Annotated in this window: 19 protein-coding genes; 6 read left to right on the top strand and 13 right to left on the bottom strand. The window is 65.3% G+C overall.

What is annotated here, in order from left to right:
* Positions 1-83: 83 nt before the first annotated feature.
* Positions 84-884, bottom strand: a complete 801-nt coding sequence (locus ACIPY3_RS15945) for an AraC family transcriptional regulator (protein ID WP_400335615.1) — start codon at positions 882-884, stop codon at positions 84-86.
* A 31-nt stretch (positions 885-915) separates the two neighbouring features.
* Here ACIPY3_RS15945 and ACIPY3_RS15950 point away from each other — a divergent pair, with 31 nt between their 5' ends.
* Both ACIPY3_RS15950 and ACIPY3_RS15955 read left to right on the top strand, forming a co-directional pair.
* Positions 916-2,700 (top strand): ABC transporter transmembrane domain-containing protein, encoded by a 1,785-nt coding sequence (locus tag ACIPY3_RS15950; RefSeq protein ID WP_400335616.1) that lies wholly within the window; start codon positions 916-918, stop codon positions 2,698-2,700.
* A gap of 14 nt (positions 2,701-2,714) precedes the next feature.
* On the top strand, positions 2,715-4,487 hold the full coding sequence (locus ACIPY3_RS15955; RefSeq protein ID WP_400335751.1) for an ABC transporter ATP-binding protein: 1,773 nt from the start codon (positions 2,715-2,717) through the stop codon (positions 4,485-4,487).
* 51 nt (positions 4,488-4,538) lie between these two features.
* Here the strand turns inward: ACIPY3_RS15955 and ACIPY3_RS15960 are convergent, their stop codons facing one another.
* From ACIPY3_RS15960 to ACIPY3_RS15975, 4 genes are all read right to left on the bottom strand, one after another.
* Positions 4,539-5,453 (bottom strand): fused MFS/spermidine synthase, encoded by a 915-nt coding sequence (locus tag ACIPY3_RS15960; protein WP_400335753.1) that lies wholly within the window; start codon positions 5,451-5,453, stop codon positions 4,539-4,541.
* A gap of 136 nt (positions 5,454-5,589) precedes the next feature.
* Positions 5,590-6,081, bottom strand: coding sequence for a GNAT family N-acetyltransferase (locus ACIPY3_RS15965; RefSeq protein ID WP_400335618.1), 492 nt, complete (start codon positions 6,079-6,081; stop codon positions 5,590-5,592).
* Entirely contained in the window at positions 6,081-6,752 is a 672-nt protein-coding gene (locus ACIPY3_RS15970; protein ID WP_400335620.1) for an O-methyltransferase, read from the bottom strand. The genes ACIPY3_RS15965 and ACIPY3_RS15970 overlap by 1 nt, the downstream gene beginning before the upstream one ends.
* 40 nt (positions 6,753-6,792) lie before the next feature.
* Positions 6,793-7,125 carry an MTH1187 family thiamine-binding protein gene (locus ACIPY3_RS15975; protein WP_397324961.1) on the bottom strand — a complete coding sequence of 111 codons (333 nt, stop codon included), beginning with the start codon at positions 7,123-7,125 and terminating at the stop codon, positions 6,793-6,795.
* 92 nt (positions 7,126-7,217) lie between these two features.
* Here ACIPY3_RS15975 and ACIPY3_RS15980 point away from each other — a divergent pair, with 92 nt between their 5' ends.
* Positions 7,218-7,844, top strand: a complete 627-nt coding sequence (locus ACIPY3_RS15980; protein WP_400335623.1) for a TetR/AcrR family transcriptional regulator — start codon at positions 7,218-7,220, stop codon at positions 7,842-7,844.
* A 12-nt stretch (positions 7,845-7,856) separates the two neighbouring features.
* Here ACIPY3_RS15980 and ACIPY3_RS15985 read toward each other — a convergent pair whose 3' ends face one another.
* From ACIPY3_RS15985 to ACIPY3_RS16000, 4 genes are read right to left on the bottom strand one after another with little or no spacing between them, the layout of a single operon-like run.
* Positions 7,857-8,168, bottom strand: coding sequence for an AzlD domain-containing protein (locus ACIPY3_RS15985; RefSeq protein WP_397324958.1), 312 nt, complete (start codon positions 8,166-8,168; stop codon positions 7,857-7,859).
* The gene (locus ACIPY3_RS15990) at positions 8,165-8,929 is read right to left on the bottom strand and encodes an AzlC family ABC transporter permease (protein ID WP_400335755.1); all 765 of its coding nucleotides are present in this window, start codon (positions 8,927-8,929) and stop codon (positions 8,165-8,167) included. The genes ACIPY3_RS15985 and ACIPY3_RS15990 overlap by 4 nt, the downstream gene beginning before the upstream one ends.
* Positions 8,926-9,360: a hypothetical protein gene (locus ACIPY3_RS15995; RefSeq protein ID WP_400335625.1), complete on the bottom strand. Its 435-nt coding sequence runs from the start codon at positions 9,358-9,360 to the stop codon at positions 8,926-8,928. The genes ACIPY3_RS15990 and ACIPY3_RS15995 overlap by 4 nt, the downstream gene beginning before the upstream one ends.
* 45 nt (positions 9,361-9,405) lie before the next feature.
* Positions 9,406-10,296: a glycerophosphodiester phosphodiesterase gene (locus ACIPY3_RS16000; RefSeq protein ID WP_400335627.1), complete on the bottom strand. Its 891-nt coding sequence runs from the start codon at positions 10,294-10,296 to the stop codon at positions 9,406-9,408.
* Positions 10,297-10,345: 49 nt separating this feature from the next.
* Here ACIPY3_RS16000 and ACIPY3_RS16005 point away from each other — a divergent pair, with 49 nt between their 5' ends.
* Positions 10,346-11,701, top strand: coding sequence for a DUF445 domain-containing protein (locus ACIPY3_RS16005; protein ID WP_400335629.1), 1,356 nt, complete (start codon positions 10,346-10,348; stop codon positions 11,699-11,701).
* A gap of 21 nt (positions 11,702-11,722) precedes the next feature.
* On the opposite strand, the gene ACIPY3_RS16010 is transcribed toward ACIPY3_RS16005, so the two are convergent.
* The 4 genes from ACIPY3_RS16010 to ACIPY3_RS16025 all read right to left on the bottom strand — a co-directional run bounded on the left by ACIPY3_RS16010 (position 11,723) and on the right by ACIPY3_RS16025 (position 15,365).
* Positions 11,723-12,898 (bottom strand): Fic family protein, encoded by a 1,176-nt coding sequence (locus tag ACIPY3_RS16010; RefSeq protein ID WP_400335630.1) that lies wholly within the window; start codon positions 12,896-12,898, stop codon positions 11,723-11,725.
* A 117-nt stretch (positions 12,899-13,015) separates the two neighbouring features.
* Positions 13,016-13,792, bottom strand: coding sequence for a biotin-dependent carboxyltransferase family protein (locus ACIPY3_RS16015; RefSeq protein WP_400335632.1), 777 nt, complete (start codon positions 13,790-13,792; stop codon positions 13,016-13,018).
* Between the two features lie 33 nt (positions 13,793-13,825).
* Positions 13,826-14,575, bottom strand: coding sequence for a LamB/YcsF family protein (locus ACIPY3_RS16020; RefSeq protein WP_400335634.1), 750 nt, complete (start codon positions 14,573-14,575; stop codon positions 13,826-13,828).
* Positions 14,559-15,365, bottom strand: a complete 807-nt coding sequence (locus tag ACIPY3_RS16025) for a hypothetical protein (protein ID WP_400335636.1) — start codon at positions 15,363-15,365, stop codon at positions 14,559-14,561. Before ACIPY3_RS16025 ends, ACIPY3_RS16020 begins: the two co-directional genes overlap by 17 nt.
* 89 nt (positions 15,366-15,454) lie before the next feature.
* Between ACIPY3_RS16025 and ACIPY3_RS16030 the strand changes: the two genes are divergently transcribed.
* On the top strand, positions 15,455-15,622 hold the full coding sequence (locus ACIPY3_RS16030) for a hypothetical protein (RefSeq protein WP_397324939.1): 168 nt from the start codon (positions 15,455-15,457) through the stop codon (positions 15,620-15,622).
* Positions 15,623-15,690: 68 nt separating this feature from the next.
* Entirely contained in the window at positions 15,691-16,995 is a 1,305-nt protein-coding gene (locus tag ACIPY3_RS16035; protein WP_400335637.1) for an MFS transporter, read from the top strand.
* Positions 16,996-17,090: the final 95 nt, after the last annotated feature.

Here is a 17,090-nt window from a genome sequence, read left to right on the forward strand (position 1 = left end):
ACGCAATGAGGGTGCTGTCATCGGACTGTCGAAGTTAGGTATACCTACCCTAACAACGGCTTTCCGCATTGGACCCGCGATTTCTATTCGGAACCGGCCAAGGACTGATGGTTTCCGGCCTTAAGCGAGGCCACGTACCACCCTGGAGTGTGCCCCATCACTTTCCGGAACACCTGCACGAAGGCGCTCGGGTTGTTGTAGCCCACGCGCCGGCTGACCGAGGAAACGGGGTACCCGGCAGCCAACAGACCCAAAGCCACGCGGACGCGCGCGTGGATCCGCCACTGGGCAAACGTCATGCCGGTCTCCTTGTGGAACAGCCGGGACAGGTTGCGGACACTGATGGCCACTTCGGCGCCCCACTCCTCAAGGGAACGGTCCAGCGCGGGATCATCCAGGAGGGCCCGCGCAATCCGTTCCAACCGGGGGTCCGAGGGCATGGGCAGCAGCATGGGCCGGGCGTCCACCACAGCCAACAGCGCTATGGCCAACTGCTCCGAACGTTCGCGCAACTCCGGCTCCATATCGAAAGTCCGCATGTGGCGCAAAAGTTCCTGGGCCGCCGTCGGGACCGTAACTGCCACAGTCCGGCTGTCCAGCGGCGCCGCGACGTCCGCGTCTACATGCGAACAGAAGAAGCCCGTACCTTCGGTCGATTTCACCGCGTGCGGGACTCCCGCCGGAATCCACAGGCCCAGCGTGGCAGGGACCGCAAAGAACGCCGCGTCAGCTTCGACCGTGAGTACGCCACGGGCACCCCACAACAGTTCATGGGTGGGGTGCACGTGTTCCGTCCACGTGGCCGGTGTGGCGCATTCAAAGTACGCGGTGTACACACCACGGACCGTGGGCTGTCCGGAATGCGATAGAGCTTGGCGGGTCATGGGGCCTTCTTGAAGTTAGGTGAGCCTTACCATGGTAAGCATGCCTTCCAGTACCGCCATGCCGTCCTGCCCACCCGGGCGTAACAAGCAAACTCCATGGAAGGCCTCACGCCTCTTCAGCTACTCCCTCTTCGGAAACCGCCGCTGGAAGTATGTGGTGGTTGGTTGCGCAGGCCTGACTCTGCACCAAATCAGCGAGGCTCTGGTGCCAACCACCATCGGCGCCGTGGTGGACAACGCGATTACACCGCACGACGGCGGCGCCCTCCTGTGGTGGCTCGGTGCACTGGCCGCGGTGTTCATCGTGCTGGCCCTGTCCTGGCGCATCGGAACGCTCGCCACCATGCGCTCCTTCTCCTACGGCTCGCACGACCTCCGCCAACTCGTGGTGGAACGGACGCTGCATCCGCGGGGAATGGCGGCTCGTCGTGCGCCGGGTGAAATCGTGGCCATTGCCTCTTCGGATGCGGACAGGGTTGCTGGATTGGCCTGGCTCATCGGCGGCGGCCTCGCGTCCACCGCGGGCGTGATCACCTCGGCAGTGACCCTCTTGCTCATTTCCGTGCCCCTGGGATTGGCCGTGCTGCTGGCCACGCCCCTGATGCTGTTGGTCATGCACCGGCTCACCAAGCCTCTGGAAGACCGCAGCGACGTGGAACAGTCGACGGCGGCCCGCGCCGGAGCCTTGGCGACAGACTTCATCACGGGGTCGCGTCCGCTGAAGGGACTGGGGGCCGAAGATGCTGCCATTGCCAGGTACCGAGCGGCGAGCCAGAGCTCGTTGGTATCGGCGTTGAAGGCCATCCGCGCGAAGAGTGCGTTCACTGGGGCGAGCACGGCCATGTCGGCGGCCTTCCTGGCGGGCATCGCGTTCTTTGCCGCATGGTTCGCCGTGCAGGGCAGCATTACGGTGGGGCAACTGGTGGCCGTGGTGGGCGTGGCCCAGTTCGTCCAGGGTCCCATGGCGGCCCTCGGGTTCCTGAGCGTGGAACTGGCCCGGAAGCGGGCGTCGGCGGCGCGTATTGCTGTGCTGCTTGGCGAGGCTGAGGCGGTGCCGGAAGTGGGCGCTGCGTTGGGTGTGGCGGTGGCGCCGGATGTCGCGGCTGCGCCGGTTGCTGGCGCAACCGGGCGCGGAGCTACTCCCCTGCTCGAGGTTCGTCCTTCGCCCGGGTCACACTTTCCCGCGTTCTCCGCGTCCGCGGGGGATGTTGTGGGTGTTGTCCTTCCCGATGGCGTGCAGGCCAGGCTGCTGGTGGACACCCTCGGCTTCCGGGTTCCCGCGCCCACGGGCCTGGTGACGATAGACGGCTCTGACGCTGCGGACCTTGACCCTTCGCACGCGCGGTCGCGGGTGTTTGCCGACAGCCATGAGGGTGTCCTGTTCCGCGGCACAGTGCGGCAGAACGTCGCGGTTGCCGACGCTGAACTGGACGATCGCGCCTTCGCGGCTGCCGCCGTCGTCGATTTCGTCTCCCAACTGCCGGAAGGAACCGAAACCATGCTGACCGGACACGGGCAAAGCCTCTCCGGCGGGCAACGGCAGCGCTTGGTGCTGGGCCGTTCGCTGCATCAGCCGCAACCGGTGCTGGTGCTCCATGACCCCACCACCGCCGTCGATACCGCTACCGAAGCCGTCATTGCGGATGGCCTGCGGAACTTTCCGGATAAGGCGCTGGTCCTCGTGACCACGAGTCCTACGCTGCTTGCCGCATGCCACCGGGTGGTGCTGGGCACCGCGGACGGGCCGCCCGAGACGGGGTCCCACCGTGAACTGCTGGCGACGTCGGCAAGCTACCGTGCGGTGGTGGGTTCATGAGCACGGACGCATCCATGAATGCAGGCATCCTGCCCATCGCGACACCGCGTGAAACCCGCCGGGCCATGTGGAAGTTGCTGGCCCAGCGGCCCGGCCGGCTGGCGCTTACCGTGCTGGTATTGTTGGCCGCTTCCTGCTGTGGGCTGGCCGCACCGGCGATCCTTGGCATCATGGTCAACATCGCCGCCAGCGGCGGCGAGGTGGTGTCCCTGTTGTGGCTCGCCATCGGACTCCTGGCGGCCGGTGGCGCGGGTGCGCTGCTCGGCATCCTGGGCCAGAACCTGTTGGCCAGGATCTGCGAGGAAGCCTTGGCCGGACTACGGGAGGAGGTGTTCGCCGCAGCCGTGCGCAAGCCGCTCGCGCAACTGGAGAAGGCAGGAATCGGGGATGTCGTGGCCCGTGTATCCGGTGACGTTGAGGCCGTCAGTGAAGCAATTTCCGGCGTGCTTCCGGCTTTCACCAGCGCCGCGTTCACCATCGTGGTCACGCTGCTGGGCCTGGGCGTGATCGATTGGCGCTTCGCCGTGGCCGTCCTGATCGCCGCCCCGCTGCAGATCTTCACGCTCCGTTGGTTCCTGAAGCGGACTGCGCCCATTTACCGGACCGTCCGGATCACTGAAGCCAACCGGACCGAACAGATCATTGAGACTGTCCACGGCTCGCAGTCTGTCCTGGCACTCGGCCTGGGTGGCAAACATGCGGACTTGGTGGCGTCGGCTTCGCGGGAAACCATCGGCCACTCCCTGCGCGGTATCGGGTACCTTACCCGGTTCTACAACCGCCTCAACCTCGCCGAACTCCTTGGCCTGTCCGCCGTGCTGGTGGTCGGCTTCTGGCTCCATGCCGAAGGTGTGGTGACCATCGGGGCGGCCACGGCGGCAGCCCTCTACTTCTACCGCCTGTTCGATCCGATCGGACTGGTGCTGGGACAGTTCGATGAACTGCAAAAGGCCGCTGCCGGACTCGGGCGGATGTTCGGGCTGACGCGGGGCACCGCCTCCGGGGAAGCCGAGCGGACCGCCGTCGAACGTCCGGCGCGCGGACCGGCGTCGGACGCCGTGGTCCTGGACAAGCTGACGTTCAGCTACCCCGGACAGCGGCCGGCGCTGAACGCCGTGTCCCTGCGGGTCGCGGCGGGTGAAAGGGTGGCGATCGTAGGGACATCCGGTGCCGGCAAGACCACGCTCGCCAAGGTCGTCATGGGACTCGAAAAGCCCGACGACGGGCGGGTGCTGGTGGGCGGACTCGATGCGGCCGCTGCTTCCGCGGCGGAACTGCACCAGCGGATCGCCATGGTCAGCCAGGAAGTCCACGTGTTCTCCGGAACGCTCGCGGAGGACCTTCGGCTTGCCAAGCCCGGCGCCACTTCTGACGAGTTGCGGCGCGTCCTGCGGGACGTCGGCGCCGCCTGGCATGAAATGCTCGACGACGGGTTGGAGACTTTCGTAGGTGCCGGCGGCCACCAACTCACGCCGGAACAGGCCCAGCAACTGGCCCTGGCGCGGCTGATGCTCAAGGATCCGCCCATCGCGGTCCTCGATGAAGCCACGGCGGAAGCGGGCACCGGCTCGGCAACCATGTTGGACCAGGCCGCCGACGCCGCACTGGCCGGGCGCACGTCGGTGGTGATCGCACACAGGCTCTCCCAGGCGGCAACGGCCCACACGGTGGTGGTCATGGACCAGGGGCGGATCGTCGAATCGGGCTCGCACCAGGAACTGCTGGCCAACGGCGGCAGGTACGCCCGGCTTTGGGAAGCCTGGAACACGTCATTGAGCCGGGCCTAGGGCTCGGGGGCAGTACAGGTCAGCGCAGCGCTGGGAAGCCCAGCGCTGCGTTTACGTTTCGGGCGCCGCGGCGGGATCGTGCGTGGGGGCGGGATCCGGCGTCGCGGCAGGATCCGGCGTCGCGGCGGGATCCGGCATCGGGGCGGGATCGTGCCGCACGGGCGTTCCCGCCGCGAACGCGCGGACCTGGGCATCGTTCCACATATGCGCGGGAACCGCGCCGCCAAGGAGCCTGCGGGCCAGGCTGGGATCATCACCGAAAGGAACGTGGCTGCCCGCCATGATCATGTTGCCGTAGCGCCTGCCCTTGAGCATGGGCGGATCGGCAATGATCAGCGTGTGTTCGAACGTGTCAGCGATGGTGGCGGCGTCGGCCCGGGCATTCTTAAGGTCCGGAGCGTCGCCGGAGTTCACTACATACAGTCCGTCCGGCGCCAGGACGGCGTCGGCGTGGGCATTGAACTCGCGGGTTGTCAGGGCGCGCGGAGTGAAGGCTCCGGCGAAGACGTCACGGATGATGAGGTCGCGGGTGTCCGGAGTGAGGTGCTCTGTCACCTGGCGGGCCTCCCCCACCCGGATCCGCAACAGTGGGGCCTTGGGTAGGTCGAACCAGCCGCGGACGTACTCGGCGAGCTTTCCGTCGAGTTCCACTACTACTTGGCGGGCATCGGGGTACGCGGCGTTGAAATACCTGGCCATGGAGCACGCTCCCCCGCCCAAGTGGAGGGCCCGGAGCTTGGGCTTGGTTTCCCGTGGCCACCGGGACTCCACGAGGGCAGCGATCCAGCGCATGTACTCGAAGTCGAGGAACAACGGATCAGCGAGGTCGATGTGCGAGCTCAGCACGCCATTGATCTTCAGGAGCCAGCCATTGCCGTTGTCCGGATCTGGCAGGAGCTCGCAGTCGCCGGTGTCGATGTAATACACGCCAGCGGCCGGACCATCGGGGCGGGTACCCTCGGGCACCTCGATGACTGCCGCCGTCGACCTTTGAGCGCCGAAACTGCCGGACCTGCCGGACTTGCCTTTCCTGGATTTGGTCACTGGATCCGTCCTGCGTCAGTCATGGTTCCAGCCTAGTGGAGCGCATGGCGGCAGGCGGCTAGCCGCGGACCATCCTGTGTTCAGGCAAGGAGTACCAGGACGGATCGCACAGTTGCCGCATACCGTCGGGGACGAAGCCGTTGCGCCGGTAGAAGGCCTGGGCCCGCGGATTGTCGTCAAGGACCCACAGGTACGCGGGCCCGTTGCCGAGCAGGGCATCCACCAGCGCCTGGCCCACACCCCGGCCGTGGACGTACTGCAGGGTGTACAGCATGAAGAGTTCCACCTCGCAGGGACTGTCCTCGTCCCTGCCTGGCCCCGACGCCGCGATGCCAACGAGTTCCCCGTCCGGCCCGTGGGCCAGCATCCTCCGGTGCCCCGTGGCAATATATTCCCGGTACCGCATGATCCTGTCCGGCAGGGCAGCTTCCTGCTTGGCGAAAAACTCCGGCGGCAGCAAGTGGCCGTAACTCTCCCGCCAGGCCTGGACGTGCATGACCGCCATGTCTTCGGCGTCATCAACCACTGCAGCGCGGAGGCTGAAATCCATCAGCGCACCCGCGCGATCGCGAAGCCGTCCCAACCCTTGCTGCCCACCGTCTGGATGGCGGTGGAGTCCAACCGTGGATCCTGGCCCAGCATGTCCAGCGCACGGATGATGCCCGGCGCGTTCACTTCGTCGCGTTCCGGCTCCAGGATGGACCCGCCCCAAATGACGTTGTCGATCACGATCACCGTGCCGGGATGTCCCAGCCGGATGGCCCAATCGAGGTAGTTCGAATCGTTTTCCTTGTCCGCGTCGATGAAGACGAAGTCGAACGGTTCTTCGGCTTCCAACGTGGGCAGCGTATCCAGGGCAGCCCCCACCTTGATTTCCACCTTGTCCCCAACCCCGGCTGCGTCGAGGTTGGCGCGTGCCACGTCGGCGTGCTTCTGGAGGTATTCGCACGTGACCAGGCGGCCGCCGTCGGGCAGCCCCTGGGCCATCCACATACTGCTGAAGCCCGCCAGCGTACCGATCTCAAGGACCCGGCGGGCGCCGGACACCTGGACCAGCATCTTCAGCAGCTTCCCCGCATTGGGAGCAACTTCGATGGCCGGCATGCCCGCCTCGACGGCGGACGTCAAAGCCCGTTCGTGGGCGGGATCGGGACGCACCACGACGTCAGTCAAGTAACGCTCCACCTCAACCCAACCGGGCTCGGTCACGTGTTCAATCATGCGCCCCAGTCTTGCACCCGGCGCAGCCGTGCGGAAGGAACTACTCCTGGTTCTTGAGCGCGCCCTCGAGCCGTTCCACCTTGCCGGTCAGTTCACCCGAGTAGCCGGGGCGGATATCTGCCTTGATGACCAGGGAAACACGGCTGCCATAGCGCCCCACCGCCTCCGTGGCGCGTTTGACGACGTCGAAAACTTCGTCCCATTCACCCTCGATGGTGGTGAACATGGAGTCGGTCTGGTTGGGAAGTCCGGACTCCCTGACGATCTTCACCGCGGCAGCTACGGCGTCGTGGACGGAGGCGTCTGCGTTGGGTGAATCGTTGGGAGCGGAAGCGGGCTGGCCCGAAGGGGCTACTGAGAATGCAAGCAACATGAAAACCAGTGTTTCACGTACCGGTTTGTCATATAACAGCCTACTCCCGCGTAACCACTGGTGATCAGCGCTCCATTGCTAGTCTGGGCAGCATGGAACTGCCCTCCGAACGCAAGCCCCTCAGGGCCGACGCTGCACGCAATGTGGACAAAATCATCACCGCGGCACGTCAGTGTTTCCGTGAACACGGCCCCGAAGTGCCCTTGCAGACCATTGCCGCGACGGCCGGGGTAGGTCCCGCAACCCTTTTCCGTAACTTCTCCGACAAAGAACAACTGGTGCTTTCCGCCCTGTCCCGCGAGCTCCGCCAGCACGCGGATCCGGTGGCCCAGGAGGCCCTGGACGGCATGGACGCCGCCGAGGGGCTCATGAAACTCATCGACGCCGTGATGCGCGTGGCAAGCGATGACGCCAACCTGCTCAGCGCCGTCGCCGGCCGCCGCGGACTCCTGGTGGGCATCACCCGAGGGCTCATCGACACCATGGCCACGCTGCTGGAACGCGGACAGGGACAGGGTTCCCTGCGCCGTGACATCACCATCGAAGACATGGTGCGGCTCGTGGCCATGCTCATCGGTTCAGTGGACACCATGGAACCTGGCTCCGAAGCGTGGAAGCGTCCGCTGGCGCTGGTGGAAGACGCCATCCGCACCGAGCGCCCTTCACGTCCGCTGCCGGAGCAGTCGGACATTCCGGGCGTTTCCTTCGAAGCTGTTTAGGACCCGGAGCGCCTAGCCCCAGCCGATCAGCCTCAGCAAGGCAGCCGCGGCCGCGCCGGAGATCACCACCACCAGGAACGGCGCCCGGAGCAAAAGCGCGACGGCGGCAGCCACCAAGGCGCCCATGCGGGCGTCGAGCACCAAGCCCTGACCGGAAGCGACGGCATTAACCACCGTCAGCGACGCCAGCAGGCCAATGGTCATGGTTCCCGCGATGTGCATGATCCGCGGGCTCTTCAACAGCTTTGCGGGGACAAAGTAGCCCACCAGCTTGGTCAGGTAGGCCAGCGCACAGGCGATGGCGATCCACAGCCAAAGATTCATTCCATGCCGCCTTCCCGCTGTGCCCGGCCATCTGCTCTTTTGTGGTCCTGCCTGTTTTCCGGGTACGGATCGATGTCCGGTTCCAGGCCCTCATCCATGCGGGCGTGGCTGAACCAGCCGATGACCCCGGCCACCAGCGCGGCCACCAGGATAGGAACGCCGGAGGGGACGAACGGGACGGCCAGGATGGTGGCCAGTGCGCAGGCAGCCGCAATCGCCCATGGTTCACGGCCCTTCAGCCGGGGCCAAAGGAGGGCGAGGAAAGCGGCAACCGCCGCTCCATCGAGGCCCCACTGCTTTGGATCGCCCATGGCATCGCCTGCAAGCGCTCCGATCGCGGTGAAGATATTCCACAAGACGAATATTCCAATGCCAGCGGTCCAAAACCCCCTGCGCTGCTCGTCCAAGTGCGATTGGCCGGACGCCGTGGCCGTGGACTCGTCGATGGTGATGTGCGCTGAGACGTAGCGCTTCCATCCGCCGGGACGCAGCATCGCGTTGATCTGCATGCCGTAGATGCCGTTCCTGAGACCGAGCAGGGCGCTGGCCGTCATCGCTGCCACCCCGGAACCGCCGCCGGCCACCACACCGATGAACGCGAACTGCGAACCGCCGCTGAACAGCAGCAGGCTCAGCACCATGGTCTGCCAGAAATCGAAGCCCGAAGCCACGGACAAGGCTCCGAAAGAAACTCCGTACAGGCCCGTCGCAATGCTTAGTGAAAGAGCGATCTTGAAGGCCGGTGAATCCCTGAGCTTCACTTCCGCAGGCTCCACGACCACAGGATCAGCGGAATCTGCAACGGCAGGCGCAGGGTGTGGATCCGTCGTTCCTTCTGTGAGCCGTACGGACCATAGGCGCGTCGCAGCGCGTCAATATGCCCGGCCAGGAATGCTGCGAACATCGCAGTGGTGCCGTCCGCGGCAGCCTTGCGGGTAGCCGGAATCAACAGGCCGACGGCGGCAGCCGCCTCCAGCAACCCGGAGGAGGCGATCCATTCCTCGCGGGACATAACTGCCAAGGGGCCATTCGGTGCACCGCCCGGCTCGTCATTCCGGCACAAGTATTCCGGCACAACGGGGTTGTAGAAGGAGGGTGTCCGGAAGTGCTTCATGGCGCTGGCCATCAGGAGCGCGCTCAAACCTATGGCTGAGAGGGTATGTGTTGCCTTGGGTGACCAGCGAAGTGACATGAGACCACTCAATCACAACGGCCGCGAGGCCCGCTAAAGTTTCGTCTATCTGCTGGGCACGCTTAACTGTGCCAGGACCTGTGCTGGCCGGTTGGTGGTGATCTCGTGGATGCCCAGGCCCTGGCACAGTGCAACGTCCTTCTCGGAGTCCACTGTCCACACCCGGAAAATACGCCCGGCATCCAACCACTGCTGCACGTTCCGGGCATGTTCCCGCACATAGTCGATGCCAGGACCAGCGATGCCCGCCTCGCCTTCGTCCAAAACGCGTTCGGCTTCCTGCTGCGCTGCCTTCATGACGTTGGCTAAGGCGCCGGCCGTGATGGGGCCCAGTCCCAACTCGTCGCGCAGTTCCCGGACCGTGAAGTTGTCCACCAACTGGCAGACATGCCCGGCAGGTACGTCTTCCAGCAGGCGCTGCACGGAATCCGTGTCGAAACTCATGAAGGAGACCTGGATGTTGTCCACGCGTGAATCCGTGGGGGTCCAGCCCTCAGCCGCCAACAGATCCAGCACCCGCTCCTCAAGCTTCAGCTGGTAAGGACTGGGGTGCTTGAGCTCGATGGCCAAGCCAATCTCACGGTCGGCTCCGCGGAGGATGTCCAGGAGCTCCGGCAACGTCAGGAACTGGTCCGCGATCCCACCGTAGGCCTCGGGAATCCTGGCACCCTTCCATGACGAGAAGTCCAGTGCACGGAGTTCCTCCAAGGTCTTGTCCGCCACGGTGCCTGTGCCGTTCGAGGTGCGGTCCAGAGTGGCGTCGTGCAGCAACACCACGTGCTGGTCACGGGTGAGGTGGACATCGCACTCCACTCCGTCGGCGCCGTCGGCGATGGCCTTCAAATATGCCGCACGGGTGTGCTCGGCGAAGGCAGCACTGGCACCGCGGTGCGCGTAGACCCTGGGGCGCGGGGAGTCGAAGGATTCACTGGTCATGCAGCCACGGTAGCCCACGCGCCTGCACGCACAGCGCTAGGCTGGGCTAATGCAGGTGAACTCTGAACAAATCCCAGCCGAAGACGTCACCAACCCGCCCCAACCAGCCCCCACCACAGGTGGGGCTACCCCCAAAGCGCGTTCCGCCGTCGTCGGTCTTTCCGATGGTGACTTGGAGAAGGCGGCCGCGCTGCGCCGCATGAAACGGCTGGCGTTGTCCCTGCTGCTGGTCATGGCCATGATCTTCCTGTTCGCGTTTGCGCTGCAGAAGCACTATCCGTGGCTCGAGTACGTCCGGGCCGCGGCCGAGGGCGGCATGGTGGGTGCGTTGGCCGACTGGTTCGCGGTCACGGCGCTGTTCAAATACCCCATGGGACTCAAGATCCCCCACACCGCCATCATTCCCCGCCGCAAGGACCAGATCGGTGAATCCCTCAGCGATTTCGTGGAGAGCAATTTCCTCTCGCAGGAAGTGGTCCAGGACAAGCTCGCCAGCATCGACATCGCACGAAAGGCCGGCACCTGGTTGTCCCGCCCCGGCGGCCCGGAGCGCGTGGCCAAGGAAGGCGGCGCCCTCATCCGCGGTGCGTTCACCGTCCTTAATGACGACGACGTCCAGGCAGTGATCGAGGGGCTGGTCCGCAAGCACCTGCTCACCCCGCCGTGGGGTCCGCCCGTCGGACGCATGGCTGAGCGGATCTTCGCCGACGGGCACCACCACAAGCTCGTGGACCTGCTGGTGGACCGGGCCGCGGACTGGGTGGATGCCAACCACAACACCGTCAACCGGCTCGTCTCGGACCGCTCGCCGGTCTGGGTGCCCACGTTCGTGGACGGGCTGGTGGGCGACAAGGTGTACGTGGAGCTTCTGAAGTTCGTCCGCGCAGTGCAGAACGACCCCAACCACCAGGTCCGCCAATCCATTGACACGTACCTGACCGACCTCGCCCAGGACCTGCAGCACGACCCCGCCATGATCGAGCGGGCCGAGGCCATCAAGGCCCAGATCCTTGGAGACCCCGAGGTCCGCGAACTGGCGTCCCGCACGTGGGGAACCGTCAAGAACGCCTTGCTGACCGCCGTCGACGATCCCAACAGCGAACTCAGCCAACGGTTCAAGGGCGCCGTGCGCGACTTCGGCGCCCGGCTGGTCAACGACGCCGAACTGGCCGGGAAGGTCAACGCGTGGATCGGGGATGCTGCCGGTTATCTGGTGAACACCTACCGCTCAGACATTGCCGGGGTCATCTCGGACACGGTTGCCCGCTGGGACGCCGAGGAAACCTCACAGAAGATCGAACTGCAAGTGGGCAAGGACCTCCAATACATCCGGATCAACGGCACCGTGGTGGGTGCCCTGGCCGGACTGCTGATCTTCACGGTGGCACATCTGATTTTCGGGTAGGACCAGCGGCGGGTCCTGCGACTAGTGACGGGTCCGGCGGCCCGCACGCGCAGCGAAGTCATCCAGTGCGGCGATGATGTCTCCGGCGATCCACACCCGAACGCCGCCGACTTTTCCGGCGGCGTTCAGGATGCCCAGCGATTCCAGGCGCTGGACAGCCCGATAGGCCGTGGCCGACGAAACGCCCGTCAGTTCAGCGGCCATCTCCGCTGTTACTGCCGGCTCCCTGGGCAGAAGCTCAACGATTTTCAGCACGGAATCCTGCACCGTTCCCAGCCGATCCCGGTAGTCCTGCATAGCGGCCTGAATGTCTTCAGCCAGGAGACGCCCGTGTTCCACTGCCAGGATGGCAGACTCGGCGAACCGTTCCACGATCGGCAGGACGTCACCTTCGCGATAGGAGCCAAGCGCGTCAAAGTACAGCTTCGTGTTGGTCAGGAGTCCCGAGGACACCGGGATAGTCACCCGCTCGGTGACGCCCTTGGCCCGGAGCAGGGCGCTGACGATCGCCCGCCCGGTCCTGCCGTTGCCGTCGGCGAAGGGGTGGATGGTCTCGAACTGCGCATGGGCCAGCGCCGCCTGTGTGAGTGCTGGAATATCATCACGGCGCATGAAAGCAACAAGGTCATCCATAGCCTCCATCACGCGCTCGTGGTGCGGGGGTACGAACTCGGCCGAATGGGGTGAATTGCCACGGATCCACACCTGCCTCTGGCGGTATTCACCGGCGATGGTGTGGTCCGAGGAACGAAGCAGCGTGTGGTGCATAGTGCCGATATTGTGCACGCTCAGGTCCTCGGACAATGCGATGGCCGCTTGCATGGCACTGACGTTGGAGGCAATCAAGGAAGCGTTGACGCTGGACCGATCACCCAACTGGGCCAACAGGATCCTTCGCGCGCCGGCTGTGAGGTTCTCGATCTCGGAACTTGAAGCGGACTCACTGCGCAGCAGCAGCGCTGCGAACGGAGCCGAGTCCTTCCCCAGTTCAGCGTCAAAACGCACCATCTCAACGGTTGCCGCCTCCACCAGCGACTGGGTCCTTGAATCAACGTCCGGATCGATGTCCGCGATCATCGCAGGAACAGCAGCTTGATACGGTCCGCGGGCCAGGAGACGTTGCCTCCGGGAAACGCCAACGGCGGGCTCGGCTGACCAGGGCCGCTGTTCATAGGCGATGCGTGGCCAGTCAGCCATGGCGCTCCTTGTGAGAATAAGAGAACCCAATTTTCTCACAAATTAACGTTCATGAGAAAATCAGACGTTGATTTTCTCACCCAGGCCCATTTTTGAGAAAATCCCGCACCGCCATTCTCACCCCAGCAGATGCACCATCTGCCCGGGCCGGGCCTGCCCCAGGGAATCCAGGTCCTCGTCCCGCACCACGGCGATCACCGGCGATTCGCTTGTGTCCGGATGGTCTGCGAGGGCGATGACGGGAAGGCCCGACGGCGGCAGCAGGACTGAGCCGGCCACCAGCGGTTGGGTGCCGGGTGCCGGAGATTCGCCGACGGACAGCGGCCGTCCCGCCAGCCGGGCGCCCACGCGGTCCGACTCCGGGGAGAGAGTCCACGGTTCCGTGGTCAACCGAAGCCAGGTGCCGGCGTCGTACTTCTCTGCATCAGGGCCCGGCGCCACTCTGGCCACAACAGGCCGTTCAGCGTCAAGGGCCCGCCTGGTTGGATGATCCACGGAGGGGAAGCCGTGTCCGTGAAAACGGCCGAACGTCAGGGTCCGGCCGGTGTGAAGGGGATCGGTTTGGGGCTCGATCCCGCCCTGGACGGCAAGGTAATAACGGATCCCGAACAGTGCGCGCCCGAACTCCAGCACGGCACCTGGAGCCACCCGCACGGCTTTGTTCATGGCCAGCTCGGAACCGTTGAGCCTGACCAGGCCTTCAGCACCCGTCACGGCAATGGCTGTTCCCGTCACGAAACGCAGCCGGAGCCCGCCCACCAGCGCTTCAAGGCCGGGAGCCGAATCGGGATTCCCCAGCAAGGCGTTGGCCAAGGCAAGGGACGCACGGTCCAAGGCCTTGTCAGGAGGCACAACCAGGGTCATCGCGCCGGGATCCATCACTATGGCACTCATCGGGCCTCCTTTGGCTGCAGTCCGAACACCAGACTAGGCGAACGCCTGGATCTCCACACCCGCCTTTTCGAGGCCGTTGCGGACGGCTGCGGCCATCTCGACGGCGCCGGGCGTATCTCCGTGGATGCAGAGGGAATCGGCCTTCACGGAGACCACCGTTCCGTCCTGGGCCACCACTTCGCCGCGGGTGGCGATCCGCACGGCTTGGGCCACTACGTCGGCGGGGTTGTGCAGTACGGCACCCTCCTGTGAGCGCGGCACGAGCGTCCCGTCAGCAAGGTAGGCCCGGTCCACAAAGGCCTCCCGGAAAACAGGGTGCCCCGACTCCTCGGCGAGATTCAGCCAAACGGAGTCCGGCAGGCCGAGCACGGGGAGCCCGGGATCATAAGCGTGGACAGCGGCAACCACTGCTTCCGCCTGCTCCGGATCGTGGACGATCCGGTTGTAAAGGGCACCGTGCGGCTTCACGTAATCCACGGAGGCGCCGACGGCGTGGGCCACCCCATCCAGCGCACCGAGTTGGTAGAGGACATCGCCAAAGAGTTCATCGAAGCTCATATCCAGCGAGCGCCTACCGAAGCCCGCAAGGTCACGGTAACCGACATGCGCGCCCACCCGGACGTCCAGGTCGAACGCGGCCCGGCAACTGTCCAGCATGGTCAGCGGGTCTCCGGCGTGGAATCCGCAGGCTACGTTGGCGCTGCTGACGATGCGGAACATCGATGCGTCGTCGCCCATGGTCCAGGAGCCGAACGACTCTCCGAGGTCAGCGTTGAGGTCCACTGGTACCGCCTTCCAGGATTTGGTTTTTCGCATTGGTCGGCAGCAACTCGCCGGGAACGGTTGCGGGCAGGGCGCCGAAAGCTTCCTTGGCCGTGGCGACGACTGCCCGTCCCATCATGAGGTTGCCGGCACCGCCCACCACGGCGCCAACCCCGAAGGGCAGCGCACGGCCCAGGAACGCCGAGCCCTGCTTCTTCACAAGGTTCTTCAGGAATGCCCGTTGGATCGCGTCCCGGATGACACCAAATCCGCTGCCCGGAATCTTCTTGGTCAGCGTCCGTCCCCACGCGTGGGTCACGCCTTTGCCGCGGCCCAGCGATTGCCCGCTCAGCGCGCCCAGCAGCGACGTCCCTTCCTCGCCGAGCATGATGGCCATGACCATGGTGCGCGCGCGTTCGGGATCGGTCAGCCGGATGCCGTGCAGTTCGGCCAGAGACGACGCGTACAGTGCAGTGGTTTCCAGGAATCCCACGGTGGCCAGGGCGGAAAGACCCAGCGACGCCGCGGTTCCCAGTCCGGGAACGACGGCGATGGCACCTACCCCGGCTCCCCCACCTGCCACTGCGGTCAGGTAGTCGCGTTCCAGCTTGGCGGCCAGTTGGTCGGGCGTCGCATGGGGGTGCCTTCGCTGCATTCTTTTGAGGTTCGCGAGGACCAGCGGGCGCTGTACTTCCACGGCTTTCAGCAGCACGTTGTGGACGCCTGGCTTGGTGTTGCCTTGGGCGTCGAACACTGCGTTGTGGGCTGTTTCCTGGGCGATTCGTACCGCCGGGTTGGGTCGCTTCGGCATGTTCACAGCCTATGCCACAAGACAGGGCCCCGGCGTAGACTGAGGGCATTCACGGAAGCAGGTCCACCCACGGACAGGGAGTATCCGTCATGAGCGCAACCGACAAGCCAGAGCACGTCATCAGGCACCATACAGACGCCCCGGCCGAAGGCGAGACGGACGGGTGGGTGGCGCACGACGTCGGCCTCCACAGCCAGGATCCTGCCGAAGGTCCGGATATTGACGACGGCGACGCCCCGCCGTCGGGCGCTTCATAACTGACACCCCTCCCGCGCCTGCGCGGGCGCCCCTCCCCCGCCGGCTTTCCCAGGTCTAGGCTGGAGTGATGGTGGCTCTGAGGGCGCTGCGTCCTTTCGCACACCGGGAATTCCGTGTGCTGATTTCCGCGTTGTCCATCTCGATTTTCGGCTCCGGCATGTGGGCCGTCGCCATGGTCTACGAGGTGATCCACCTTGGTGGGGGTCCGCTGGAACTGTCCTTGGTGGCCACGGCAGCGAGCATCGGCCTGGTGGCCTTTGTGCTGGTGGGCGGGATCGCGGCCGACCGTTTTCCGCAGCGCCTGCTGATCATCGCGGTGGAGGGTGCCAACCTCGCCGTCATCGCCACAGTCTCCCTGTTGGCCATGCTCAATGTCCTGCAGTTGTGGCACCTGGCTTTGGGAGCCTTCGTGCTGGGCGTTGGCCAGGCGTTCTTCTTTCCTGCCTACTCGGCCATCCTGCCCCGAATACTGCCCGCCGAGGACCTGTTGGCGGCGAACGGGATGGAAGGGACCGTCCGGCCCATCCTCCAGCAGGCAGCTGGCCCAGCCCTGGCCGGCATCATTGTGGCATCTTTGTCGCCCGCGTTTGCCGTGGCCGGGGTTGCCGTGTGCCACTTCCTGGCGTTCGGCATCCTTAATTTCCTGAGCCGGCAAACCTTGGACGCCCGCGGGATGGCCCCTGCTGAGGGCCCCACCGAGTCATCCTTCTTCTTCGACCTCAAGGAAGGGTTCACCTACACCCTGCGAACCCCGTGGCTGTTGTGGACACTCATTTGGGCGTGCCTGTCCGTGCTGTTCCTGATCGGTCCCATCGAGGTGCTGTTGCCGTTCGTGGTCCGGGACCAGTTGGGTGGCGACTCGAGGATGTTCGGGTTCCTGCTGGCCATCATGGGCGTTGGCAGCGCTGTCGCTTCGCTGACCACGGCTTCGTTCCCCCTGCCACGGCGCTATTTGACGGTGATGGTAGTGACGTGGGGACTGGGAAGCCTTCCCGTTGCTGCGATTGGCTTTATCACCGAGTTCTGGTGGTTGGGCGCGGCGATGGTGGTGTTCGGCGTGACCGAGGGGATCGGCGTGGTCATCTGGGGGACGCTGTTGCAGCGACGCGTACCACCGCATCTGCTGGGCCGGATTTCCAGCCTGGATTTCTTCGTCTCGCTGGCGTTGATGCCCGTGTCCATGGCCTTGGCCGGTCCGGTTGCCGAGGTGGTGCCGATCTGGCTGATCTTCTTCGTGGGCGGTTTGGTTTGCCCGCTCATGGCTTTCCTGGCGCTCTTCGCAGCCCGCATGACCAGCGACGAGATCGCCCATCCGCTGACCTCGGACACGGTCTCGGCCGAATCGCCGGACAGCCAGCCGGACGCGGTGTAGGGGCGCGTGCTGCGCACCCGCACCCGCCCTGCGCACCCCACGGCACACTCCCCGCGACCGTTCCGGCCCTATGCACCCGCACCCGCCATGCGCAC

Origin of the sequence: Paenarthrobacter sp. NPDC089714 (assembly GCF_044748905.1) — a bacterium.
Lineage (GTDB): Bacteria > Actinomycetota > Actinomycetes > Actinomycetales > Micrococcaceae > Arthrobacter.